Origin of the sequence: Streptomyces flaveolus, assembly GCF_000716535.1 — a bacterium.
Lineage (GTDB): Bacteria > Actinomycetota > Actinomycetes > Streptomycetales > Streptomycetaceae > Streptomyces > Streptomyces flaveolus_A.
Window position 1 is genome coordinate 42069 of sequence record NZ_JNWV01000042.1, and the last position, 24131, is coordinate 66199.

24 protein-coding genes and 4 pseudogenes are annotated in these 24131 nt (G+C 70.5%); 18 read left to right on the plus strand and 10 right to left on the minus strand.

What is annotated here, in order from left to right; translation table 11 throughout:
- Positions 1–107: 107 nt before the first annotated feature.
- The 4 genes and pseudogenes from OO52_RS37925 (at position 108) to OO52_RS37935 (ending at position 3865) form a co-directional block, all read left to right on the plus strand.
- A complete protein-coding gene (locus OO52_RS37925) occupies positions 108–1022 on the plus strand; it encodes an NADP-dependent oxidoreductase (protein WP_063738840.1) in 915 nt (304 codons plus the stop codon).
- A 63-nt stretch (positions 1023–1085) separates the two neighbouring features.
- Positions 1086–1370, plus strand: a pseudogene (locus OO52_RS37930) (transposase); the annotation flags it as partial.
- 326 nt (positions 1371–1696) lie between these two features.
- Positions 1697–2038, plus strand: a complete 342-nt coding sequence (locus OO52_RS48435; protein ID WP_234339888.1) for a transposase family protein — start codon at positions 1697–1699, stop codon at positions 2036–2038.
- 420 nt (positions 2039–2458) lie between these two features.
- On the plus strand, positions 2459–3865 hold the full coding sequence (locus OO52_RS37935; protein ID WP_051818886.1) for an MFS transporter: 1407 nt from the start codon (positions 2459–2461) through the stop codon (positions 3863–3865).
- A gap of 212 nt (positions 3866–4077) precedes the next feature.
- Here OO52_RS37935 and OO52_RS53265 read toward each other — a convergent pair whose 3' ends face one another.
- The 4 genes from OO52_RS53265 to OO52_RS37950 form a co-directional block, all read right to left on the minus strand.
- On the minus strand, positions 4078–4350 hold the full coding sequence (locus OO52_RS53265; protein ID WP_030654268.1) for a hypothetical protein: 273 nt from the start codon (positions 4348–4350) through the stop codon (positions 4078–4080).
- A gap of 48 nt (positions 4351–4398) precedes the next feature.
- The gene (locus tag OO52_RS53270; protein ID WP_030654264.1) at positions 4399–4773 is read right to left on the minus strand and encodes a hypothetical protein; all 375 of its coding nucleotides are present in this window, start codon (positions 4771–4773) and stop codon (positions 4399–4401) included.
- Positions 4734–5069, minus strand: a complete 336-nt coding sequence (locus tag OO52_RS53275; protein ID WP_234339886.1) for a hypothetical protein — start codon at positions 5067–5069, stop codon at positions 4734–4736. Before OO52_RS53275 ends, OO52_RS53270 begins: the two co-directional genes overlap by 40 nt.
- Before the next feature lie 411 nt (positions 5070–5480).
- Positions 5481–6065 carry a dihydrofolate reductase family protein gene (locus OO52_RS37950; protein ID WP_037630457.1) on the minus strand — a complete coding sequence of 195 codons (585 nt, stop codon included), beginning with the start codon at positions 6063–6065 and terminating at the stop codon, positions 5481–5483.
- 117 nt (positions 6066–6182) lie between these two features.
- On the opposite strand from OO52_RS37950, the gene OO52_RS37955 reads away from it, so the two are divergent.
- The 5 genes from OO52_RS37955 to OO52_RS37975 all read left to right on the plus strand — a co-directional run bounded on the left by OO52_RS37955 (position 6183) and on the right by OO52_RS37975 (position 10883).
- On the plus strand, positions 6183–7637 hold the full coding sequence (locus OO52_RS37955) for an MFS transporter (protein ID WP_030654256.1): 1455 nt from the start codon (positions 6183–6185) through the stop codon (positions 7635–7637).
- A complete protein-coding gene (locus OO52_RS37960; RefSeq protein WP_030654253.1) occupies positions 7627–8592 on the plus strand; it encodes an RNA polymerase subunit sigma-70 in 966 nt (321 codons plus the stop codon). The genes OO52_RS37955 and OO52_RS37960 overlap by 11 nt, the downstream gene beginning before the upstream one ends.
- A complete protein-coding gene (locus OO52_RS46245; protein WP_030654250.1) occupies positions 8589–9173 on the plus strand; it encodes a hypothetical protein in 585 nt (194 codons plus the stop codon). Before OO52_RS37960 ends, OO52_RS46245 begins: the two co-directional genes overlap by 4 nt.
- 27 nt (positions 9174–9200) lie before the next feature.
- On the plus strand, positions 9201–10058 hold the full coding sequence (locus OO52_RS37970) for an alpha/beta hydrolase (RefSeq protein WP_030654248.1): 858 nt from the start codon (positions 9201–9203) through the stop codon (positions 10056–10058).
- A 159-nt stretch (positions 10059–10217) separates the two neighbouring features.
- Positions 10218–10883, plus strand: coding sequence for a hypothetical protein (locus OO52_RS37975; protein WP_030654246.1), 666 nt, complete (start codon positions 10218–10220; stop codon positions 10881–10883).
- A 79-nt stretch (positions 10884–10962) separates the two neighbouring features.
- Here the strand turns inward: OO52_RS37975 and OO52_RS37980 are convergent, their stop codons facing one another.
- Positions 10963–11541, minus strand: coding sequence for a dihydrofolate reductase family protein (locus OO52_RS37980; protein ID WP_030654243.1), 579 nt, complete (start codon positions 11539–11541; stop codon positions 10963–10965).
- Positions 11542–11726: 185 nt separating this feature from the next.
- Between OO52_RS37980 and OO52_RS37985 the strand changes: the two genes are divergently transcribed.
- Positions 11727–12530 (plus strand): SDR family NAD(P)-dependent oxidoreductase, encoded by an 804-nt coding sequence (locus tag OO52_RS37985; RefSeq protein ID WP_030654240.1) that lies wholly within the window; start codon positions 11727–11729, stop codon positions 12528–12530.
- Positions 12531–12738: 208 nt separating this feature from the next.
- Here the strand turns inward: OO52_RS37985 and OO52_RS54075 are convergent, their stop codons facing one another.
- Positions 12739–12873, minus strand: coding sequence for a hypothetical protein (locus tag OO52_RS54075; protein WP_267885031.1), 135 nt, complete (start codon positions 12871–12873; stop codon positions 12739–12741).
- Positions 12874–12914: 41 nt separating this feature from the next.
- A complete protein-coding gene (locus OO52_RS51140; protein WP_158712612.1) occupies positions 12915–13148 on the minus strand; it encodes a hypothetical protein in 234 nt (77 codons plus the stop codon).
- Between the two features lie 73 nt (positions 13149–13221).
- On the opposite strand from OO52_RS51140, the gene OO52_RS51790 reads away from it, so the two are divergent.
- The 6 genes and pseudogenes from OO52_RS51790 (at position 13222) to OO52_RS38010 (ending at position 19186) form a co-directional block, all read left to right on the plus strand.
- Positions 13222–13365: a hypothetical protein gene (locus tag OO52_RS51790; RefSeq protein ID WP_167347947.1), complete on the plus strand. Its 144-nt coding sequence runs from the start codon at positions 13222–13224 to the stop codon at positions 13363–13365.
- Positions 13366–14128: 763 nt separating this feature from the next.
- The gene (locus OO52_RS53280; RefSeq protein ID WP_234339892.1) at positions 14129–14578 is read left to right on the plus strand and encodes an IS110 family transposase; all 450 of its coding nucleotides are present in this window, start codon (positions 14129–14131) and stop codon (positions 14576–14578) included.
- A gap of 135 nt (positions 14579–14713) precedes the next feature.
- Positions 14714–15199 carry a transposase gene (locus OO52_RS53285; RefSeq protein ID WP_234339885.1) on the plus strand — a complete coding sequence of 162 codons (486 nt, stop codon included), beginning with the start codon at positions 14714–14716 and terminating at the stop codon, positions 15197–15199.
- Positions 15200–15517: 318 nt separating this feature from the next.
- Positions 15518–15877 carry a hypothetical protein gene (locus tag OO52_RS51145; RefSeq protein WP_158712613.1) on the plus strand — a complete coding sequence of 120 codons (360 nt, stop codon included), beginning with the start codon at positions 15518–15520 and terminating at the stop codon, positions 15875–15877.
- Positions 15878–15961: 84 nt separating this feature from the next.
- Positions 15962–16117 (plus strand): annotated as a pseudogene (locus OO52_RS48450) (helix-turn-helix domain-containing protein); the annotation flags it as partial.
- Between the two features lie 1662 nt (positions 16118–17779).
- Positions 17780–19186, plus strand: coding sequence for an FAD-binding oxidoreductase (locus tag OO52_RS38010; RefSeq protein WP_037630453.1), 1407 nt, complete (start codon positions 17780–17782; stop codon positions 19184–19186).
- Between the two features lie 653 nt (positions 19187–19839).
- Here OO52_RS38010 and OO52_RS51150 read toward each other — a convergent pair.
- Both OO52_RS51150 and OO52_RS54780 read right to left on the minus strand, forming a co-directional pair.
- Positions 19840–20316, minus strand: coding sequence for an ATP-binding protein (locus OO52_RS51150; RefSeq protein ID WP_158712614.1), 477 nt, complete (start codon positions 20314–20316; stop codon positions 19840–19842).
- A gap of 235 nt (positions 20317–20551) precedes the next feature.
- A pseudogene (locus OO52_RS54780) lies at positions 20552–21214 on the minus strand (SpoIIE family protein phosphatase); the annotation flags it as partial.
- 499 nt (positions 21215–21713) lie between these two features.
- On the opposite strand from OO52_RS54780, the gene OO52_RS38015 reads away from it, so the two are divergent.
- Positions 21714–22286: a TetR/AcrR family transcriptional regulator gene (locus OO52_RS38015; RefSeq protein WP_051818860.1), complete on the plus strand. Its 573-nt coding sequence runs from the start codon at positions 21714–21716 to the stop codon at positions 22284–22286.
- 218 nt (positions 22287–22504) lie between these two features.
- Here OO52_RS38015 and OO52_RS38020 read toward each other — a convergent pair whose 3' ends face one another.
- Positions 22505–22870 carry a DUF1330 domain-containing protein gene (locus tag OO52_RS38020; RefSeq protein ID WP_030654228.1) on the minus strand — a complete coding sequence of 122 codons (366 nt, stop codon included), beginning with the start codon at positions 22868–22870 and terminating at the stop codon, positions 22505–22507.
- A 997-nt stretch (positions 22871–23867) separates the two neighbouring features.
- On the opposite strand from OO52_RS38020, the pseudogene OO52_RS50190 reads away from it, so the two are divergent.
- Positions 23868–24131 (plus strand): annotated as a pseudogene (locus tag OO52_RS50190) (hypothetical protein); the annotation flags it as partial.

Consider the following 24131-nt stretch of genomic DNA (forward strand, 5'->3'; position numbering starts at 1 on the left):
ACAAACGACCTCTGCAGGGGATCCCGAGGTCGACACTGGTGCCTGCTTTGGGTTTCCGGCCCGTCCCTCCTGGTCGGCCGGGCTGAGTGAGAGGACAAGGATCTGCTGTGAAGGCATGCGGAGTGTCCGGGGCCGAGAAGGAAGTCGCCCTGCTGGCGCTGCCCGAACCGTCGGCTCCCGGGCCCGGTCAGATCCTCGTGGCGGTTGAGGCGGCCGGGGTCGGCCCGTGGGACGAACTGCTGAACGGCGCTGGTTGGGACGTGGGGTTGCGCCCGCCGGCGGCGCTGGGAGTGGAGGGCGCGGGCGAGGTGCTGGCCGTCGGTGCGGGTGTCACCGGGTTCGCCGTAGGCGACCGGGTGCTCGCGCACGAGGCCCCGCTGCCCGGTGGAAGCGGCTTTTGGGCCGAACGCGTGCTGATCAACGCGGATCACACGGCAGCCTGCCCACCCGGGCTGGACGCCGTGCACGCGGCGGCGCTGCCGGTCAACGGACTCACCGCGTTGCAGGCCCTGGAGAAGCTCGACCTCAGCCGAGGACAGCGGCTTTTGATCACCAACGGAGGCGGGGCCACCGGAGCCCTGGCCATCCAGCTCGCCGCGGCCAAGGGCATCGAGGTGACCGCGACCGCCTCCGCTGCCGCCGCAGAGCGCCTGCTGGGTCTGGGAGCGACTGAGGTCGTCGACTACCACAACCCGAACTGGTCGGCCAAGGTACGCGGCGGGTTCCACGCCGCCCTCATCATCGCCACCAGCACGGCGAACGACGCCCTGCCCTTGGTGCGGGACGGCGGGCGACTGTGTTCCCTGACCTCGGACGCGCCTGCGGAGGAACGAGGCATCACGAGTTGGGACCTCTACGTCGAGCCCAACGCCGCGCAGCTTGCCCAGCTGGCGGAGCAGGCCGCCGCGGGAACCTTGAAACTCGCACCGGAACCCCTGCCGCTGAGCGAGGGACCGGCTGCGTTCGCCCGGGTGGTCACCGGACGGGCCGGCGGTAAGAAGATCGTGCTCACCCGAGCATGACCCGACCGGGTACCGCCCGATCCCGATACTGGGCCACCGTGCCCGCCAGGGGCGCGGGCACGGTCCGGGGCCAAGGAGGCCGTCGGTCGCACCATCGTGATCGCCGACGGCGGCTACCGGGGCACCGACCTGGTCATCCCGCACCGCCGTGAACGCGGACAGAGCGAACTGCTGGCCTGGGAGGAAGACCACAACGCTTTCCACCGCCAGGCCCGCGCCCGCGTCGAGCACGTCTTCGTCCGTATGAAGACCTGGAACATTCTCCGTGACTGCCGCTTGAGGGGCGGCGGCGTCCATCACGCGATGAGCGGAATCGGCCGCCTGCACAACCCTGCCCTCGGCCGATAGGCGAGCGGAGCGGGCTGCAGCCGATTACCACCTTAGTGACTCCCAGATCTTTACGGGACAGCCCTCGACACCTCACCGCCTACCATGCACGAGCTCGTTAGAGCGCGTCCCAACCACTCGGGCCCGCGCCGACCCGATGCGGGTGGTCGGTGCGCACCGACGGTGTCCGGCCTCCACTCCACTGAGTGGAGTCCACTCGGTGGAGCGAGCCTCCGCCAACTTAAAGTCGCTCGTCAAAGGCTGGCGTGACTGGTTCTCGGAGTGCTCGTGCTGGTCGTGGGCGGCTGTCTGAGGAGTAGATCGTTCTTCAGCGGTCGGATTGCTGCTTGCTGCGCACCGGAAGAGCCGACCGACGGAACTACTCCGGTAGGCACCGCCGCGACGGCCTGCACTTCCTCGCCCTGACCGACGAGAGAGACCGCCTGATTTGGATATCCGCCGCCCGACCCGGCCGCACCCACGACATCACCGCCGCCCACGACGACCACGTCCTGACTCACCTGCGCGCTGCCGGCCTCGGGGCCCTCGCGGACCTCGGCTTCCGGCCTGGACAATGGCGTACGCGACCCCGTGATCGTCACCGGCTTCACCGCGACCCGTGCCCACAAGCTCTCCGCCGGTCAGAGGGTCGCCAACCGCGTCCCCGCCACCGGACGCGCACCGGTTGAACATGGTTTTGCCCACCTCACGAACTGGCGCACCATCACCAAGCTCCGCGCCAGCCCCCATCCGCGCCACCCACCTCCTGCGCGCCCTGCTCGTCCTGACGTACCTCGAAGTCAACCGCTGAACTTGTTTTCACCTCTGCGCTGACCACCCACGCGAACCTCCGGGCACAGACAAAAAGGTTGGCCCCGGTTGATTGTTGCTCGGTACGGTCGCGGCCGTGGCGATGGTGGAGGCTCCGGGACGGATGGTTCGACGTGCGGGCACGGACGACGTGGCTGTACTCGCGCAGCTTCAACGACGGACAGCGTCCGTTGCCGATGAACCGGACGTGACCATGCGACTCAACGGGTGAGGAGCCATCCGTGTCCACCATCCCCGCGGCCCGCACGAGCAGACGACCCTGGGCCCTGTTGCTCGTCATGTGCGGCACGATCTTCCTGGAGGGCAGCGACGTCGCCATGCTGGCCGTTGCCGTCCCCACCATCCGCGCCGACCTGAACCTGACCACCGGCACCGCGGCGTGGGTGATGAGTGGCTACGTGCTCGGCTACGCCGGTTTCACCCTGCTCGGCGGCCGTGCCGCTGATCTGCTGGGCAGGCGGCGGATGTTCCTCACCTGGCTGGGCGTCTTCCTGGTCTTCTCCATGCTGGGCGGCTTCGCGACCGACGGCTGGATGCTGGTCGCGGCCCGGTTCGTCACCGGCGTGGCGGCGGCCTTCATGACCCCCGCCGCCATGTCGATCATCACGACCTCGTACCCGCAGGGGCCGCAGCGCGACAAGGCCCTACTCGTCTTCGCCGGCGTCGGCGCCGGCGGCTTCTCGCTGGGCCTCGTCATCGGCGGGCTGCTGACGGAACTCGGCTGGCGCTGGGTGTTCTTCGCTCCAGTGTTCCTGGCCGGCGCCATCCTGCTCGCGACGCTCAGGCTGCTGCCGGCCGAGGCCCGCCCCGAGCCCGCACAGCACGGCTACGACCTGCCGGGCGCGGCCAGCGCCGCCGCCGCGATGCTGCTGCTCGCCTACGGCATCATTCGGCTCGAGCACCGCGGCGAAGGGCTCGAGCTGGCCCTCGGCGCGCTCGCCGCCGGGTTGGCGTTGGTGGCGGCGTTCATCCTGATCGAACGACGCGCCAAAGCGCCGCTCGTCCGGCTGGGGATCTTCCGCAAGGCCGCGATGGTGCGGGCCGACCTCGCCGCGCTGCTCTTCATGGGCGCGTTCTTCGGCTTCCAGTTCATCGTCACGCTCTACCTGCAAGAGCTGCGCGGCTGGTCCTCCTTGCAGGCCGCGATCGCGCTGATCGCCATGGGCTGCGACGCCGTGCTGGCACCCACCCTCACCCCGCGCCTGGTGAACCGCTACGGCAACAGCCGGGTGATCTTCGGCGGCTTCCTGCTGGCGGTCGTGGCCTACGGGCTCTTTCAGCCGGTCGGAATGGACTGGTCCTACGCGGCGATGTTCCCGAGCCTGATCATCGCTGGCACCGCCTTCGCCTTCGCCTACGGTCCGCTCACCATCGCGGCGACCGACAGCGTGGCCAAGGAGGAGCAGGGCCTGGCCGGCGGGCTGCTGTACACGTTCACCCAGTTCGGCTCGGCGGTCGGGATCTCCGCGGTGACCGCGGTGTACGGGGTCACCGCGGCCGGCGCCGATGGCTCACCAGACGCGGTGCTGGACGCCTACCGCACCGCGCTCGTCGTCCCGGTGGCCATGGTGCTACTGGGAGCGGCGGTCTCCGCCTTCGGCCTGCGCAGCACCAGGACCGCCAGCCTGCGGAAGAGCGCGGCGCCCGCGGCCCGCAGCGAGGTCGACGACGGCGCTCCGGGGTAAGGCCGACGACGCCGCCACACCGAGTCCATTACGTCCGCCCAGTACCAACCACCGCTCCCAGATCCCTCATGGCAAGGCGATCAGCGGAAAGAGGATGTGACACAGCTTCTGGCAGACGATCCACGTCTTCCAGCTGGAGTTCGAAGAGGAGAACGGCAGACCGGTACCGCCTCAGTTCTCCTACCTCCATGACGATCGCCTCATGTGTGCCTTCAATCTCCACCTGGGCCGTTCATCGTGATACGACGGCGTGAAAGGTGCGTGTCCTCCAGGATCCGCCCGACCAGCACCTGCAGTCCCCTCACGGTCCCCTTCCACCGGCCTCGCTGACGCCGCAGCGCCTCCAGCACCGAGGCCACGACCCGCTCGTCGGCATAGCCCGTCGGACGACGGCCGCGTGCCGGCACCGTGCGTTTGTCGACCAGCCCCCATAAGCCCTGCTTGCGGTAGGCGTGCCGCATCGGCTCGACCGTCGTGCGGGTCACCCGGGTGAAGCCGAGCGCGGTCAGCTCCTTCGCCTTGGCCGCATCCCGCTACGCCAGGGTCCACCGCTCCGGGTCGTACCCCGGCCGCATCGCCTGCCCCTCGCGGCCGCCCTCAGGGTGCGGCCACCCGGTCTCGACCTGCCGGATGTGGGGCAGCCACGCCAGTGCTCGCTGCTGGGCCGCCAGCGGAACAGTCTCGAACAGCCCCATGGCGGCACCGTCCGGCGCCTGCGCGCCCCCTACTTCGAAGCCCGGATCGGCGAACAACCGCCCCAGCAGCAGGCTCGTTTGCGCGCCGTCCTCCTGCAGCAGGTAGACCTGTTGGCCCTGCAACGCAGCGACCTGCCAGGCCTGCCCCCGGTAGATGACGTGCGCGCCGACCTTCACCACCGGCCGCCGGCTCTTACCGTGCGTGCCGCCCACTGCGCGCAACCTCGCTCCGGATCGCCGCCGAGATTGCTCAGCCGTCTTTCGACGCCCTCACCACCTTCTGCGTCAGCACAGATCAGCGCCCACTCGTGCAGCGGCTCGTCAAGAGGCGGTCTCAGATGCCCGCACCACAGCGCGTGATAGACGGCCGGCAGTACCTGCAGCGGATCACCCACCGATGGCGCCCCTTCGGCCAACGGCCAGGGCACGGCGAACGCTTCAGCCAGCGCGGCCCTGAGCCGGGGCGGGGCCTGATAAGCGGGGTCGCGGTAGCCGTCCAGCCACCGCATGATTCGCCGCCACCACCGCCGGACGGCGGCTCGAGGCACCGATATGACCAACCCACGCGCGCGCACGCCGCCGCCACACCACCCGTGCCCGCTGCGCCCTGTCTCCACCGGAGGTCGGGCTGGAGGGGCAGTCGGCGAGCAGGCCGGTGCCGCCCGCGTACCGGGCGAACAGCTGAGGCACCCATGAACGCACCCGCCCGTCGGCGGTATCCCGCCACAGCAGCCGTACCGGACGGGCGGAAAGGCCGGTTACGTCCCGCTTCCGGCCCAAGGACCATCAACTGCGTGCGCATCGCTTTCGAACCGAGTACGACGTGCCGTCCGGTGGTCGCCGACCACCACCAGCCCGGCCCCCACCGGCGGACCGGGCGCCGACGCACCCCTGCCCGGTCCGGCAGCCACTCGCCCCGGTCAGGACCCGCTCCCGGCTCCCTCGGGCCTCGTCGGGCGGTACGTCAGGGACACGAGGCCTGGATCGAGGCCCGGGCCGGCGCTGACCAGCTCCCACGACCGGGACAGGGCGCCGGGCCGGTAGTACGTGGCGCCGTCGACGAAGACGGGGACGACGGTCAGCGTCAGCTCGTCGACGAGGCCGGCGTCGCACAGGGTCTGGCCGAACTGGCCGTGCCCGTAGACGATCAGGTCCCTTCCAGGGGTGCGTTTGAGTTGGGCCACGGCCTGCGCGGGATCGTTCGCGATCACGCTCGTGTTGGTCCACTCCGCCTCCTGGAGGGTGGACGAGAACACGTACTTCTTCATGGCGTTGATGTGCTCGGCGTACGGCCCGGTCGCGGCCGGCCACTGGCGGGAGAAGAGCTCGTAGGTCCGCAGGCCCATCAGCACCGCCTCACTGCGCCGCAGGACCTTGAGGGAGTGCTCCGCGCTGCCGGGCCCGAAGTAGGGCCCGGCCCAGCGCAGCGGCTCTCCGATCACACCGTTCAGGGACACGAGGGCGGTCTGCACGAGCCGCCGGGAACTGTCGGAAGGGGCGTTCATGAGGAAAGGACTTCCGGCGGGTCCGCAATGCATCGGTCACCGGTGGTGAGACCGACCGATGCGATCCGCCCGGTCGCCGAGTCCATACCCGTGACAACGCAACCGGAAGGACACCTCATGACCCCATCCGCCGCCACCGGCAGGCCGCCCGCACTGCGCTGGGTCCTGGCCCTGACCGCGGTGGCCGGACTCATCGTCGCCCTGGACCAGTTGGTCGTCGCCACTGCGCTCAACACAATCCGGCGGGACCTGGGCGCCTCCATGGCCGACCTGGAGTGGACCGTCAACGCGTTCGGGCTCGGGTTCGCCGCCCTGCTCATCCCGGCGGCCGAGCTCGGCGACCGGATCGGCCGCAAGCGGGCCTACCTGTCGGGTCTGCTGCTGTTCGCCGCCGCCTCCGCGGCGTGCGCCCTCGCCCCCACGACCGGCGTCCTGATCGGGGCCCGCGCCGTGCAGGGCGCCGCGGCCGCCCTGCTGTCGCCGGCCGCGCTTGCGCTGCTCACCGAGGCCACCCCGCCGCGGCGGCGGGGAGCGGTCATGGGCGTCTACGCGGCCGTGACGGGACTCGCCGTCGTGGGCGGTCCGCTGGTCGGCGGTGCGGTGGCCGAGGGGCTCGCCTGGCAGTGGATCTTCTGGATCAACGTCCCGGTGATCGCCGTCGTCGTGCCCATCGCCCGCTCGGTGCTCACGGAACACACCGGCCGGCCCGCCCCTCCCGACGTCCCCGGCATCGTGCTGGCGGCCGGCTCGATGTACGCGCTGGTGTGGGCGCTGGTGCGGTCCGGGTCCGCGGGCTGGGGGAGCGCGGAGGTGCTGGGCACCCTGGTGGCCGGCGGGGTCGCCCTGGCGGCCTTCGCCGTACGCCAGGCGACGGCCGCGCACCCCATGCTGCCCACCCGCCTGCTGCGGCAGCCCGCCTTCGCCGCGGGCAACCTGTCGAGCCTGCTGCTGACCGCCTCCCTCTTCGGCACCGTGTTCTTCCTGGCGCAGTACCTCCAGGTCGCCCTCGGCCACTCGCCGCTGGGCGCGGGACTGAGGTTCCTGCCGTGGACGGCGACCCTGTTCTTCGTCGCCCCGGTCGCGGGCCGGCTGCAGGACCGGATCGGCCCGCGCACCCTGATCTGCGCTGGGCTGTTCCTGCAGGGCGCGGGGATGCTGTGGATCGGCGTCAACGCCCACCAGCACCAGAGCTACGGCGCCTCCGTGGCGGCGCTCGTCCTGTCCGGGGCGGGCACCTCGATGGCCATGCCGGCCCAGCAGACGACCGTCATGACCACCGTGCCCCCGGCCTTGATGGGCAAGGCGGCGGGCACCTTCAACACCGTCCGCCAGCTCGGCGGGGCCCTCGGCATCGCGGTCATGGCGGCGGTCTTCGGCACAGTCGGCGGTGAGAAGTCCCCGGCCGCCTTCGCGGACGGCTTCTCCGGTGCCGTGACCGTCGCGGCCGCCCTGGCCCTCGCTGGCGCCGCGTGCGGGCTGTTCGCGCCCGGCCGTCCTCGCGCGGCGGCGCCGGCCGCCCCGGTCGGCGATGGCGCCGGCGAGGCCGTACAGGAGGAACTCGGTGCCCACTGACGACTTCGACGCCCTCGCCGCGTCCTACCGGCAGGAACTACTCGCCCACTGCTACCGGATGCTCGGCTCGGTGCACGACGCCGAGGACCTGGTCCAGGAGACACTGCTGCGCGGCTGGCGCGGGTACGACCGTTTCGACGGCCGCTCCTCGCTGCGCACCTGGCTGTACCGGATCGCCACCAATGCCTGTCTGTCGGCGCTCGCCAGCACGCACCGCAGGGTGCTGCCCTCGGGTCTCGGCACGGCCGCGGAGGACGGGGGCGCGGACCTCGTGCACGCCGACGAGGTCGCCTGGCTCACCCCGCTCCCGACGCCCGGGCGCACGGTGCCGGCGCAGGACCCCTCGGAGGTCACGGTCCTGCGCGCCAGCACCCGGCTCGCCCTGGTGGCCGCCTTCCAGCGGCTGCCCGCCCGGCAGCGGGCCGTGCTGCTGCTCGTCGACGTGGTCGGCTTCCCGATCGTGGAGGCCGCGGAGTTCCTCGGCACCTCCGTCAACGCCTGCCGCAGCCTGCTGCAACGCGCCCGTGCCGCGCTGGCCGCCGACCCGCCCGCCGAGGACGACGTCCGCCCCAGTCCCGAGGTGGACGAGGAGGTGCTGCGCCGCTACCTGGAGGCGTTCGAGGCCGCCGACACCCGGCGACTGGCCGAACTGCTGCGCAGCGGCGTCACATACGAGATGCCGCCGATCGCCACCTGGTTCCGCGGCCGGGACGCCGTGCGCGACCACTGGACGCGCCGCGTCTTCAGCAAGCCGCGACGCGCCCTGCCCCTGTGGGCCAACGGCTGCCCGGCGATGGCCGTCTACATGGAGGACGCTCACGGGGAGATGCGGGCGCACGCCATCGAGGTGCTGGAGACGGAGGGCGGTCTGGTCTCACGCGTCGTCGTCTTCCTGCACCGCGATCTGTTCCCGCACTTCGGCGTCCCGGACGTGCTGACGGGAGCGACCGCGTGAACCCCCGGCGCCCTTCACGGCCGCGGCTGCTGAAACACGTATCCCAACAGCCCTCCGGGCCGGACCCGTGGGAGCTGCTCGGCCAGGCGACCGGCGTCGCGCTGGACAGCCTGCACCGGGCCGCCCTCGCCGACCCGGGCACGCCCACGCCCTGCACCCGCTGGAACCTCGCCACGCTGGTGCGGCACCTCACCGACTCCACCGCCGCGACCCGCGAACTCCTCACCGGTCTGCCGCCCGGACCCCCGCCGCAGCCCGGCTGCGCGCCGGCCCGCCACGAGCTGCAGCTCCTGCGGGCCACGGTCCTCGACCTCCCCCGGGATCCGGACCGCATGCACTGGGCGGCGCTGCCGGCGAGCTACGAACTCACCCTGCACGCCTGGGACATCAACCAGGCCACCGGGTGCCGCAAGCCGCTGCCGCCTACACTGGTCGAGGCGCTGCTCGCCCGCGCCCCCCTGGTCGTCGACGGCGTGGACCGCACCGACCTGTTCGCAGCTCCCCTGCCCCCGCCCCGCCCCGGCCTCCCCACCGACCGACTGCTGGCCCTCTTCGGCCGACGCGCCCTGCCCGCCGTCTGAGACCCCGACAGGACGATCAACACCCCTATGAACCCCAACCTTACGGAATCCGACCACGAGACCCCCGACGGCCGTCGGCTGCACGTCTATGACACCGGGGCGGATGACGGCCCGACCCGTCTGACGGTGTTCTGGCACCACGGCACACCCAATGTGGGCAGCCCGCCCGCACCGCTGCTGCCCGCTTCCCGGCGGCTCGGCATCCGCTGGATCTCCTACGACCGCCCCGGCTACGGCGGTTCCACTTCTCTGTCCGGCAGATCCGTCGCGTCGGCCGCCGCCGACGTCCGCGTCATCGCCGATGCCCTGGGCGTCGAGCGCTTCGCCGTCGTGGGCCACTCCGGCGGCGGCCCGCACGCCCTGGCCTGCGCGGCTCTGTTGCCGGAGCGGGTGCTCGGCGCGGTGTGCGTGGCGGGACTGGCTCCGTACGACGCGGAAGGGCTCGACTGGTTCGCCGGGATGCACGACTCCGGCCGAGCCTCCCTGACCGCGGCGGCCGCGGGTCGCGCGGTGAAGGAACGCCACGAGGCGGAGGCGGTCTACGACCCCGAGATGTTCACCGCGGCCGACCATGCCGCGCTCGCGGGGGACTGGTCCTGGTTCGCGGAGGTGGTGGCCCCGGCCCTGGCTGACGGCCCCGGCGCGCTGATCGACGACGACCTGGCCTACGTCCGCCCCTGGGGGGCCGACCCCCGCACCGTCACCTGCCCGCTGCTCGTGCTCCACGGCGGCCAGGACCGCATCGCACCGAGCACCCACGCCCGTTGGCTGGCCGAGCGCACCCCGGGCTCGATCCTCTGGCTCCGCCCGGACGACGGGCACCTCTCGGTCCTGAACAGCGCGGTCAGGGCCCTGGAGTGGCTGGCCGGTCACGCCGAGCCGTGACACCGTCGCCGTGGGCCCCTCCAGGAGTGTCCGTAGGCCCACCCCCGGTTGGGTGTTCAGGCCCAGCGACGCGGCGCGGCGGACGCGGGAGAGTTCTCCTCGCCGGCGTCACGCGGACGCTGAACTCGGCACTGACCACACTCACTTCGGGGGATCCACATGAACGACATCCTCGCCAGGCGCCTCACGGGACTGGCCGGCATCGCGGCGGCGGTCTGCTTCATCGTCGAAGTGCCCCTGTACTTCCTCTACTCGGGGCCGCCGCCGGACGCCAACGTGCTGGCGCGCCTGCTGATCGGCATCGTCGCGCTGGCCGGTCTGATCCTGTTCGTCACGGGCTTCCGCGAGCTGGTCAAGCAGGTGAACCCCGCCCACGAATGGGTCGGCACGGTGGCCTTCGCCACCGGATTGGTCTACGCGACGGTCACCCTGGTCTCCAGCGGGCTGGAGGCCGGCGCGGTCATCGCCGCCGACCACCCGATCGACCCGACCATCACGGTCAGCGGCACGTACATCCTCTACGGTTCCATCGGCCGCTTGATGCTCGCGCTGTTCCTGGCCGCGGTCGGCTACGGAGCCACCCGCGCGCACCTGCTCCCCCGCTGGACCGGTCGTTCCGCCTACGTCCTCGCCGGGGTGAACCTGGCGTTCGTGCCGTCCCTGTTCTTCGGCAATACGCCCGCGCACTTCTACGCGGCGAACGGATGGGGCAGCACGGCCCTGATGGGCGCGCTGCTGAGCTACTGGCTGCTCGCGGTGGGCATCGCCACCTACCGCAGCGCGGCACGCCGTACGCCCGCCACCGCGCCCGCCCCGCAGTCCTGACCTTCACTTACGGAGAACGGCCCGCGTGCCCGGCCCTCGCGTCGGGCACGCGGGCCGTCCGCGGGAACACGGCGCCGGCTCAGCCGTGCAGGGTGGGCCGGTAGACCAGTTCCTGGATGCGCCCGTCGAGCGTCCGGGACTCGATCAGTTCGAGGTCGAAGTCGGCCGCGCCCCGGAAGATCGGGTCCGCCCCGGTCCGGCCCGTGATCACGGGGAACACCGTCACCTGGAGTCGGTCGACCAGTCCGGCCGCCATCACCGCGCGGTTCATCGACAGGCTGCCGTGGGAGCGCAACGGCACGTCGGACTCCGCCTTGAGCCGGGCCACGACGTCGACGGCGTCGCCCTTCGTGACGGTCGCGTCCGGCCAGTCCAGCGGCTCCTCCAGGGTCGTCGACATCACCCTGGCGGGCAGGCTCCGCATCCGTGTGACCCACGGGCCGCGCACCCCGGACTCCTCGGTGCTTGACGCCGGCATCTGCGCGAACGCCCGGTACGTGGTGGCCCCGAACACCATCCGCTGCTCCTCGCCGTACTGGGCGAGGCGGTGTTCGAGCAGCTCGGCGCCCTGCTTGCCCCAGTAGCCGGTCCAGTCGCCGCCGTCCGCGCCGAAGCCGTCGAGGCTGGAGAAGACGTCGAACGTGTAGGCGACGGTCATGACACTCTCCTCGGGTGCGGGCGTTCGCGGATCGCTGGTGGTCGTGTCTCCGTTACAGACCGGCCCGCGGGGTGAAACTCATCGAGCGGCGCGCGGCCCCCGTGTCCGGGACGCGGTGGCTGGCTGGTACAACCGTGTTCGGTACGCGCACACCGCGGGTCAGCAGGCTGAAAGGCGGCACACAGGTGAGCACACGACGCGGTACGGCCCTGGTGACGGGCGCGTCCTCCGGCATCGGCGCGGGCTACGCGGAGCGCCTCGCCGCCCAGGGATGGGACACGGTCCTCGTGGCCCGCAGGGCGCAGCGGCTGGACGACCTCGCCCGCCGGTTGCGCGAGGAGACGGGCACCACGGTGGAGACCCTGGTGGCCGACCTGTCGGCGCCCGACGACCTGGCCCGGGTGGTGAGCCGGGCGGCGGGTGACGACATCGGGTTCCTCCTCAACAACGCCGGGATCAACGGGTACGGCCCGTTCGCCGAGCTCGAACCGGACCTCCTGGCGAAGGTCCTGCACATCAACGTCCTGGCCGTCACCGCCCTCACCCGGGCCGCGGTTCCGGGCATGCTGGCGCGCGGTGACGGCACCGTGGTCAACGTCGCCTCGCAGCTGGCCTTCGCGGGCTCGCTGCCGCCGCACCCGCTGCCCGAGCGCGCGGTGTACGGCGGCACCAAGGGCTACGTCGTCACCTTCACCCGTACCCTCGCGGCCGAGCTGGCCGCCACACCGCTGCGGATCCAGGTGCTGTGCCCGGGGCTGACCGCCACCGAGTTCCATCGTTCCCGCGGGCAGGAGCCGGTGCCGGGACGTGACCAGGCCGTGCACGCCGCAGGCGGCATGCCGGTGGGCCAAGTCGTGGACGCCTCACTCGCGGCGCTGGACGCCGACCGGGTGGTGTGCGTACCGGGACTCGACGAACCGGCCCTGATCGACGGTCTGGCGGAGGCAGAGGAGGCGATCCGCGCGGCGGCCCGACGCGGCGCGAGCTGACCGGGGGACCCCGCCCGGAGGGCTCTGCCGTGCCCGACGTAGGTGAGGCTTCCGTCGGGTGCTGTGAGGTACAGCCGCATACGGTCGCTGCCGGTGATCACCAGCCCCTTGAAGGTGGGAAGGTCCGGCGTGTGATCGGCAACCAGAGCGCGGACGATCCCGGGCAGACGCTCGAAGACCCCTTGGTGGTGGTGCTGGTCTGGAGCTGTCACAGCTTCGCCCAGGCCGGGCACTTGTTCCCCGGCTGGTTCTTGCAGAACGCGTTGATGACGCCGATGGTCTGCCCCCGGCCGGCGTCGTATAGCTGGTCCTTGGTCTTTCGTGAGTACTGAACGATGACCACGATCTTCACCATCCTGGGCCGGGGTACGCCGGTCTCAAAACCTATCCCCCGTACACGAGACGGCCGTGATGGTCGTCGCTCTCGGGGTGCTCGTTGACGACGGCCGCAATCGTTCCGCACTTCTTGATGTTGTGGCGGCCGGTGAAGTGCTGCCAGCCGAAATGGCGCAGTCGCCGGCGTGCCGGGCACCGTCGCTTGTCTGCCGGGCGGGCCGTCGACGCCGATGGCGCGAGTCCGCGCGCCACATCGCGGGCTTCTGCGACCAGGTGAGCCATGAGCATTCACCTACTCGTGCGCACCGCCCGGTTCTTGCTCGCTGCGGTTCGGCCGCCTTCTACGACTCTGTGCATGCTGGATCCCGAACTGCTGGAACGGATCACCGTGCGCCGTGTGGAAATGGACGGACGCAAAGAACAGTTAGCCAAGCAGCTAGCAGAGGCGCGGGCCGAGTGGGACGAACTCGCCTCGCCGAACGTGTCCTTGAGCGGGTGAGTGAGCGGCTCGCCGGCGAACGCGCCCACGCTGTGCCAATGCCTGGGCAGGTGGGAGGCCGGGCGATGATGCTGATCCCGACCGCGAGCCGGGCGCGGACGAGAGCACGGTCCCCCCGGACTACCAGCGCATCATCGCTACCGTGCCCTGGGGAAGTTGAAGAAGGCCGCCGACCTCACCCCCCGCCACTGGCATGACGGGTTCGGCGGCTATCACTCCTACCCCGGCAGTATCCCGATCGTGGCGACGACGCTGTCCTGGCTGCGCGAGCACGGCCAGCCGGTCCCGCGTTCTGGCGCTTCGGCCGTAAGGGACGGCAGCCGCTGCTGGACGCGATCAGAACTTCCGCCAGGACGCCGCCTTGCCCGCCGCCGCGCGGCTGAGCACGAACGGGAACAGCGCGCCGCACTGAGCAGGAAGCCGCGGCCCGCGAGGCGCGGCGGCCCGTACGCGCCCACTGCGGGCAGATGTTCAACGGACCACGGAAAACATAACTGTGAGAGTTCTTCTGCGGCCCGGGATGGGTTGCGCCAGGCTCGGCGCTCGTGATCCGGCATGACTCGAAACGTAACTGGCGTTCCGTCAGGGACTGCCGTTCCCCCGAGATGTCTGCCGGGCATGGGCGTCGGCCTGGCCCACCCGTTGGCTTGATCAGCAGCTTGTCCGCCTTCCGGCGTGACTCATCACAGTTCCGCCACGTGGTGACTCCACCCAGGCCGACGCCGTCACGGTCGTCCGCCCGGAGGAGAACAACCGCGTGACCATGCTCGCAGAACACGTCGATGGCGTCATCGGCGTCGACACCCACCGCGACACCCTCGCCGCAGCCGCCGTCAGCCCCATCGGCGCCGTCCTTGCCAGCACCGATTCCCCGGCCAACGCCCGCGGCTACCGGCGGCTTCTGGACTTCGCCCGCCAGCAGGTCCCCGGCCGCCGCTGCTGGGCCCTGGAAGGTATCGGCAGCTACGGTGCCGGCCTCGCGGCCTTCCTGGACCAGGCCGGTGAGCAGGTCGTCGAGGTCTGCCGTCCGAAACGAGCGGCCAACCGCCGCAAGACCGACATGCTCGACGCCGTCCGGGCCGCCAAGGAGGCCCTGGCCACCGAGCATCTGATCCAGCCCCGCCTCCGCGGCGAACGCGAGGCACTGCGGGTACTGCTTGCCACCCGTCACGGTGCGGTCCTCGCTTCCACCGCCGTGATCAACCAGCTCTAGGCCCTGATCGTCTCCGCCCCGGATGACCTCCGCGCCGAGCTGCGGAAGCTCAAGCGTCCCGCCCAAATCGCCTACTGCGCTCAGTTCCGCGACCGCCCGGCCCAGAGCCTCGAGCACCGGATGACGGTGCGGGCCATGCGGTCCACGGCGCAGCGTGTCCAGGCGCTGCAGGCCGAGGCCAAGGAGCTGGAGAACGAGATACTCGCCCTGGTGCGGCAGCAGGCCCCCGAGCTTCTCGGCCTGCTCGGAGTCGGGCCGATCACCGCCGCCCAGATCTTGGTCAGCTGGTCTCACCAGGGACGATTCCGCTCGGAAGCCGCCTTCGCCTCCTTCGCCGGTGTCTCGCCGATCCCTGCCTCGTCCGGGCTGACCAACCGACACCGGCTCAACCGCAGCGGCGACCGGCAGCTCAACCGGGCCATGCACACCATCACCCTGATCAGGATGCGACTTGATCCCTCTACGAAGACGTACGTCGCTCGCAAGATCACCGAAGGAAAGACCTCCCGGGACGCCCGGCGATGCCTCAAGCGGGTGATCTGCCGCCAGATCTTCAAGATCCTTGAGCGCTCAGACCGAAACCGACTCGGCAACGTCGAAGAACTCGCTCAAGCGGCTTGACACGACATAGCAGCCTCGGGGGAGCGCGTCGACTACCGCGGCTGGACGCAGCCGCGGGAATTCCCACCCGGACCTGTGCGAGGTCTACCAGAGCCGGGCCGTGGCGGCACAAGCACAGGCCGAAGCCGACGAACGCGAGCGCCAGGAGCAGGAGCGTCGCCGCCATGTGCAAGAAGCTCTGAAGCCGTTGCTGTATCGAACTGGCCAGATACCGGTTTGAGTGGGGCCCTCCGGGCAGGTGATCTTCTGGCTGTGACCGGACTCCACGAAGCGCAGTTCCCTACCGGACTCCTCGGATAGTGAGGTACGTTCGGGCCCATGCCTGTCTACACCTGTGCAGTGCAGCGCAAGCAGATCTGGCCGGACGGCTCTGTCGTCTGGGCCGCGCGCGACGAGCGTGTGAACGTCATCGGATGGGCTGGTGAGCCTTTCGATCTGGGGCAGATGCTTCTCGAGAAGTTTCTTGAGGAGAACAAGACGGGCATCGCTCCAGACGGATTTCGCGCGGTCGTCTGGGCAGGCGACCGACGTGGCGAGAACCTCAACGGAAGTGTCGATGCGTTGGCTGTGGTCGAAGCCCCTGTCGAAGCCGCCCGATCTGCACGAGAGCCTCGCAGAAGTGCTGCGCGCCGCCGTTGGGGATGGTTCAGGGGTCGTGCTGCGCCTGATGCGGAATAAGTTGCTGTTGCCGTTTCCGGTCTTGAGGGTTGTGCGTCGAACGGGAGTCCCGATCGGGTGATCCCCGAAAGGTGATCCATGACCATGTGCCCAGACCGAGTGGGCACGGCCCCGCCGCTGCCCGAACCGGACATCGAGCCGAGGCTGCTGCGGGCCTTCCTGGCCGTCGCGCGGGAGGGCCACTTCGGTCACGCGGCCGCCGAACTGGGAGTGGCGCAGCCGGCGCTCAGCAGACAGGTGTGACACCTGGAGCGGCTGCTCGGCGTGGAGCTGTTCGACTGGTCACGAGACGCCGGTTCTGCGCCAGGGCCAGCTGCGCTTTCCCTGGAGCGCGGAACTCACTCGCGCCGGACGGCTCGTCCTCCCCCAACGCACCGCCCGGGCCGCGGCGACGGGCCGGAGCGAAGGCCTGACCGTCTCCGCCCCGCTGCCCAGCCCACCGGGCGGGCTGCTCACCGAGCCGGTGCGCGGCCTTCGTTCACCCCAGCACGACGCACGGGTGCCGTGGTCGGTCTTGACGACGGCGAGGAGGTGGCCGCGGTCGCCGACGGCCGGGTCGACGCCCTGCTCACCTTGGACCTGCCCGCCTCGGACGCGTTCGCCTTCAAGGCGCTGGTCGAGGAACGGACGAGCACGCTCCTTATCCAGGGGCAGCCATGGGAGCACTGGGCCCGCATTCCGTTGACGGTACTCGCCGACGATCCGGTCCTCTTTCCGCTTCGTGAGCGCAGCCACTGCTGGGCGCAGCTCCAGGCGGCCGCCACCGCGGCCGGTTCCGATCTGCATCCGCTGCCGACCGCGCCCTCGGCCGTGCCCGATCTGGTGGCGGCCGGGCTGGGGGCTCCGCGTTCCGGAGTCATTCCCGCTGGCCTCGCGTCCGTCCCCGCCTGCGCAGCCGGTGCGCCTCCCGCGGCAGCCCCCACCGGCGGCCCGGCCGTCCCTCCGGCGGCTCGCCTGTGCCAGCGGTCCTCCCGCTTCCGCTGCGCCCGTGGGCCGTCCCGCGGCCGGCCACCCGCCGCACCAGCCCCCAGGCCGGCGGCCGGATGGGCCCGCCCGCGCTCCTGGCCGTCCGCGCCAGGCCTTCGGCCGTCCGTCGGCGGTCCGCCGTCCCGCCTATCGCACCGCGCCAGGCACGGCAGCGTCCTGCTCTGCCCCGCCCGCCGACGGCCCACTGTTTCGCGGCGGTGACGGGGCTGTTGACCGAGGCGTATGAATGCTCCAAGGGCCGCGACGAGGAACGATACGCCGCATGCCATGGTCGGGCCGTCATGCTCAGGCCCCTGCCACGCCGCCTCCGGTTCGGCTGCTGGGCTGCACGATCGGATCTGCCAGCACCCCGGCCACCGTCACCACGGGGAACATCCCGCCCCAGCAGCGCGCCACTGGCGCCGGCTCCAACCCTCCATGACGCGAGCCAACACGCAGGACCCTCGAGCCGCGGCCCCAGCAGGGCCTCACGCGCCCAGAACCCGCACACCACCGGCCGTGCAGGAGCGATCACCTCCCCGCGAGCCGCACCCGACCGCGACAGGCGCCACACACCCGGCGTGACGGTCGGGACACCGGTCGGCAGGCCGACCGAGCCGGGTGCGGACGGCCGGTGCCCGGCCGCGTACCGCCGACCGGATGCCGTGAGCGGGCTGCCCGGAACGACAGGGCAGAGCCACCCGAAGCGGCCCCACGTGCCGGGTCGATGCCCGGGGTGCGAGCAGGGGCGTGACAACGGCGAGGTTCTCTGAGACCTGCAACGGACACGTTAGATGATGGGTGTAATGTAAGTGTCCGTTGTCCGCCCGCCAGGGATGTGGCTTCTTGCTCGCCCCGTGCGGTTTCGGTTCGCACAGTCGGGATGAACCAGCGGGTAGCTGCCTGCTCGGCCTGGCGCCATGTGACGAGGGACCCATGACCTTTGACGATCTGCTGCCACGCGTGTCGCCCGCCGAGGCGGCCGAACTCGCATCGCTGGCGAGCGGTCCTGTTCTGCTGCCCGGCGACGAGGGATACGACGCCGAGTGCCGGATCTACAACCTGAACGTTCCCCTGGAACCGGCTCTGGTGGTCGGCGCCGCCGGCGCGGCCGACATACAGGCGGCGATCCGCTTCGCGGCCCGCCAGGGCCGGCCTGTGACGGTGAAGACCACAGGCCACCAGCAGGTCACCCCCGCCCGGGGCGGGATTCTGATCAGCACCCGTCGCATGAAGGGTGTCGTCATAGACGTCGCCAGACGGCGCGCACGCGTCGGGGCCGGCGTGATCTGGCAGGAGGTGATCGACCAGGCCGCCGCCGTCGGTCTCGCCCCGATGAGCGGCTCGGCTCCGCTGGTGGGCGTGGTCGGCTACACCCTCGGGGGAGGACTCAGTCCGGTCCTCGGCCGGAGCCGGGGATACGCGGCGGACCATGTGCGCTCGTTGGACGTGGTGACCGCTGACGCCGAGTTGCGGCATGTCACGGCGGACAGCGACCCCGAACTCTTCTGGTCCCTGCTCGGAGGCAAGGGCAATTTCGGCGTTGTCACCGCGCTGGAGTTCGACCTGTTCCCCTTGACCCACTTCTACGGCGGCGGCATCCACTTCCCCGGCGAACACCTCGCCGATGTGCTGCACACCTGGCGCACTTGGCAATCAGACATGCCGGAGGAGATGTCCTCCTCGGTCGCCGTGCAACGACTCCCTCCGCTGCCCGAGTTGCCGGAGCCGCTCCGGGGGGCCTTCGTAGTACACGTGCGCTTCGCCTACCTCGGTCCGTCGGCCGAGGGCGAGCGGCTGATCACACCCCTGCGCGCGGCCGCCCCAGCGCTCATCGACACCGTGGACGCGATGCCCTACACCGCCATGGGCGCCCTCCACATGGACCCGCCGACGCCGATGCCCTATTACGACCGCACGACGATGCTGCGCGCGTTTCCCGCCGAGGCGGCCGACAAGCTGATCGAACTGCTCGGTCCCGAGTCGGACTCCCCGCTGGCGAGCGTCGAGATCCGCATGCTCGGCGGCGCTCTCGACCGCGAGCCCGCGGTACCCAACGCCGTCTCCAGCCGAGGGCTTCCTTTCGTCCTCTTCGGTTTCGGCGTGGGCGCCCCCGACCGGGCCGAGTTCCTGAGGGCCAAACTCGAAGAGGTGATGAACGCGTTGGAGCCCTGGGCAGACAGGCGCAGGATGGTCAACTTCCTCTCCACCGAAGAGGCCACCGACACCGAGCGGTTGAGCGAGGTCTACGGCGCCGAGCGCTACCGGCGTCTGACCGCCGCAAAGAAGGCGTACGACCCGACCAACATGTTCCGGGTGAACCACAACATCCCGCCCGGCTGACGGAATGCGGCCACCGGGACCGGGGTCGGTGCCGGGGGGCCCGGACGCGTCCGCCCGGTCCATAGGGGCTCCGGGCGGGCCCCGTCAAGGGCGCTGCGGTCGGAGTCGTCCCCGCCCATGCCGGTCGGAGCGTACAGGCGCCACTTTTCCTGCCTGCCAGGAGGCTGCGACCGCACGCTCACGTGCTTGTCGGCGGCGGCGTTCGGCCGCTCCGCGGACAGGGTTCGCGGTGGGCGTGGCGTGGAAAGTCAGCAGCGCAGGCCGCTCCTGGCCGCCGGTGCGGATCGCCGCCCTGGTGAGCGGTCCGTCCACTCCCTGCGGAACGCGTCGTGCAAGAGCATGTATGCCGACCCCGCAGTTGAGCGGTTGTCAAGCTGATTCGGGCCTGTGCGGCCTGTTCTCATCCTTCCCTGTCCGGCGTCCCCAGCGCACGGGCTTTCGTGGCGGTCGCCGAGCAGTAGCACCACAGGGACGCGGCCTGGGCGATCGGCACGAGCCCGCCGACGCTGTCCGTGGCGGATGGGGCGCACGCCATGAGCATGAGGAGCAGATGTCCTTGCTGCTGGACGGCCTCGGGTCGGTCCGGAAAAGCCGTCTGCGGGTGCCTGAAGTAGGTGCGGTTTCCGGCCGTGCCGCCGGATGGGTGGGAGCCCTCACCTACGTACCTGCCCTTCCTCTCCTGCGGGTTCGTCGGCCTGATAGGGATGCTCGGCCCAGATGGTCTTGCTGTGCGGGGGACAACGGGTTCCCCAGCGCTGAGAGACGATGAACAGTCCCCGACCGCCTTCGTCGAAGGTCCGGGCGCGTCGAAGGTGTGGGGAGGTGGTGCTGCCGTCGGTGACCTCGCAGGTCAGACCCGTGGCGCCGCGGATGAGGCGGAGACGTACCGGTGCCTGGGCATGGCGGATGGCGTTGGTGACCAGCTCGCTGGCGATGAGGATTGTGGTAGAGGTGGCCCCATCCAAGCCCCCTGTCCTCATGGTGGCCTTGACATGTTTTCGCGCGGCAGAGACTGCCGCCGTGTCGGCCGGGAGGTTCCAGGTTGCCACGGTGGTGCCGTCGAGCGTGCGGGTGCGGGCGGCCAACACGCGCGACCGGCGTAGCGCTCCCGCTGCCACCAGAGCCTCCAACGCAGCACGGCAGGCGTCTGTGAGCGAGGACTCTGGCTCGGCAGTTCGTTCGGGCACCTCGAGTCCATCGGTCTTCGTCTCGGAGTCGGGTGGCTCGGCGGAGTGCGTGTGCAGCAGGAGAACGCTGCCTTTCCGGAGCCGGATTTCGACGGACTCGACGTTCGCTCGCGCACCGCCAAGCGGTTCTCCAGGAGGAATGCCGACGGCAGTGGTCGCACCATCGGGGGGCGATGACGGTGGGCGCAGGATGTCCGGCGCGAGCGAAGGCGCACTCTGCGGTGACGGGGTCGTAGACGGCGTACAGGCAGCGTGCCTTGACGTTGTGGACACTCCCGTCCGGCCGCAACCGACGTATGACGTCATGGAGATGGATGAGCACTTCGTCCGGTTGCACGTCGAGGTCTGCCAGAGTCCGCACCGTGGCGCGAAGTCCGGGCACCACAGAGGCACCTGGTCCTCTGGCGAAGGCGGACTCTGCAGATGAGCGGGCTAACGCCGAGGGACAGGACGGCTGCGGCGATGACCACCGTCCGGCCCCCCCGACACGTCCGGAATGACGAATCCGTAGATGGCCGCACTGGTTGCCAGCGTGAATGCTCCGACGATCACCGTGTGACTGACGGGTAGCAGGGCCGCTGCCATCAGCGGTGCCAGGACCGAGTAGTCCGACCAGCGGACCAAGCCCGCCGCGGAGGCCTTCAGCTGCATCGTGCAGGTGATAGACGGTGAGCAGCGCAGTCGGGTGCCGGAGCAGGAGGAGTCGGGGCATCCCTCTCTTGGGACATGTCGTGGGCCTCGCCCGGCCGGCCCGGCGGTTGGGGTCATTTCCCGTCGGTAGGTGTCTCGATTCAGGTGCGGGACAGCCTTCACGGGTATGCGGCTCACACGGGAACGGCATCGACGGCAGGCCGCCCGGCCGAATCCTCCCGAGGCTTCTGCGCGGCGATATCCACCTGGCTCCTGAAGGGACGGGTGCCTGTCCCGTCGGCGCTCTCGGGTGTGCAGTGCCGAACCGCGCCGTTCAAAGGCGCGACGAGCCACGGCACTGTGCCAAGGAGCCTGCTTCGGCTCTTTCTCCCGCTCCGGTTGCCGTGACGCGAGGGTGCTCGAGTGGGTGGGTGCCCGTCTCGGCCCGGTCATGACGCAACCACATGTTAAATTGTGCACACCATCTTACATGGGGGTGGACGTCCGCTGTCTGGAATGGGACGCTTTTTTGCGAGTTCTTGCCGGTGTGGCGGATGGTCGTGGTACGGCCGACCGGCCGTTGCCCTGCGGGACATGGTCGGGTGTGCCTGCCGGCAGCGCGGGAGGCGGACGACTGCGTCAGGCGATAGACGGAAGGCGTAATCTTTGGAGTGCAGCAGATGGCTGCTCGACGTCACGGAGGGTGTTGGATGAGTCGCGTCTCGCAAGCAGAAGCGCGTGCCAACCGAGAGCGAGTGGTGGCCGCGGCCGCTCGGCTGTTCCGTGAAGACGGTGTGGCCAATGTCGGTATCGCGGATGTGATGAAGTCGATCGGACTCACCCAGGGCGGCTTCTACAAGCAGTTTGCCTCCAAAGCCGCACTTGTTGACGAAGCGGCCGCCAAGGCGTTCGCCGACAACTTGCGAGACCTCCTGGCCTTGGACCAAGAGGCCGGGGGGCATCAGGCGGCGTGGCAGTCGCTGCTCGAGTCCTACTTCTCGGTCGAGCATCGCGACAACCCTGGTACCGGTTGCCCCGCGGCCGGGTTCGCCGGCGATGTCGCGCGTGAGCCCGAGTACAGGGAGACCTACGCCAAGGGCGTCCAGGAACTCGCGGGGTGGATCGCGCCTGGTGACGCCGGCCTGGCCGCCTATGCCACGCTCGTCGGCGGCATACTCCTTGCCCGCGCCACCGCGGGCACGCCTTTGTCGGAACAAATCCTGCGGGCTTCACATGCCGCAGCGGCGAGGGCTGCCGACAGTACTGAGCCGGCGAACGGCTGACGCGTTACGCCGCTTAGCGTTTTCAGCCGCTCGACGTCCCGCAGAGGGTGCGTGCGCGGCGCCGGTGCTGGCCGGCTGTGCGTGCCGAACGAGTACGTGTTCGTGCATTCGATGACGTGAAGGAAACTGCCTGGCGCGGGCGGCCCCGAGGGGTAACGGCCGTTGCGTCATCAGCTCCCCGGCCGTTCACCTGGCCGGTTCCGGTCGGGATGACGATGTCACTCGGAGGTGCCGGCCGCTGCCGCGACCGCGGCGCGTACCTCCTGGGCGAACCCTTTCACGGTGTAGCCCGGGGGCAGGCTGTCAATCAGGACGAGGTCCGAGATCGAGTTGCGCACGCGCAGCGGCAGGATCGCCTGGTACTCGGGCGAGCGGTACCAGGCCTCAGCTGCGGCACGGTCGGGGAACTCCATCAGCACGACCAGGCCCGGCCACGAACCCTCGATCACGTCGGCTGCACCGTTGGCCAGCCACTTGCCGCCGAAGGGCTGGACAGTGGCCTCGACCTGCTCCAGGTACGACAGTCCCTGCTCGTTCGGGACGTCGCCAGGGATGCGGAGATGGTTGATCAGGTAGGTGCTCATAGGAGGTTCCTTCAAGGAGGCTATGCGTGCTGGGCGCGTAGCTCGGTTAAATTTCTACTGTGATCTAACTCCGTGGAGGCAAGTCCCGCAACTCAAGTGTCGGGCAAACCTCCATGGGGAGGGCCCTTGGCGTGGCGAAGCGGGTGCGGTCATCGCCTGTCTCGGCGGTACCCGTGCCCGTGTGGAATCCGGCCGAGCTTGCCGCTGCCGCGGAAGGTCGGTAGCGCGGCAGCGTAGTACTCGAGTCGGCGGGAGCGGAGCCGGCTGACCCTGACCCTGGCCGTGTCCTGGTGGGCGTGGGCCGGCACTACGACGGCCCCACCGAGCTCGCTTTCCGCAGCCGGCGGCCGGTGGGCCTTGCTGTCGATGCGCAGGGTGTTGGCCAGAATCCGGGCGGCGGCGGCGTCCGACCTCGCCCGGGAAGCGCTGCACCCCGGCTCCCCGAACGGCATCGTTGGACGCGACGACCGAAGGACCGCAGGATGCGTGATGCCTCGCCGGGCGATGCCCTGAAGATCGCACGTTCCCGCGCCGGCGGGCACCCGCACCGTGCGGCGGGACGTCCGTCCCGGGTGACCGATGACGGGGTTCGACGTCAGGTGCGGGACGCCTGCGGGGCCTGGCACCCGCGACGAGTGGCGACGGCTTCCCCCGCAACCTTCCTTCCTGCCCTCGGGCTGGCCCTGGCCGCCGTCGGATACGGTGGTCTCGCTCTGCTCCGGCGGGACGGCCGGACCGCGGGGATCACGGCAGTGGTGACCCTCGGCGCCGTAGGCCTGGCCTCCAGAGACGTTCGTGTGCGGCGTGCGGGGCGCCGGCCGGTACGGACGCCTTGTGATGTCCTGGTGATCGCCGGAGTACTGTGGCCCCCGGGGGGCTGCGGACCGCCTTGGGCTCGGTCCTGGTGAGCATCGCGTCGTCCCCGACCTCTCGCCCGGGAGCCGCATCGCGTACGGCACCGCACGCACCGGGCCCCGTCAGACAGCAGATCCGCTAAGTGAAGAAGGCCGTGTTCATGGTGCATGCAGCAAGGGCGATCGGCACGCCACACGATGACCAGGGGCAGGCCCGGGAGGCTGCCCAGGACCCCGGCTTGATGGTGTCCGTGTTCGCCAATTTCCGTCAGTACCTCATGGGGTGGGACGCGGAGAGCCGTCCGGGGCCCGTTGTCGATCAGTTCCGCAGCGGGCTCGCCACCCCGCAGTTCAACGGCGTGGTACGCCTGCGGTCCACGGCCGTGGCCGAGCCGGCCGTGGCGGCC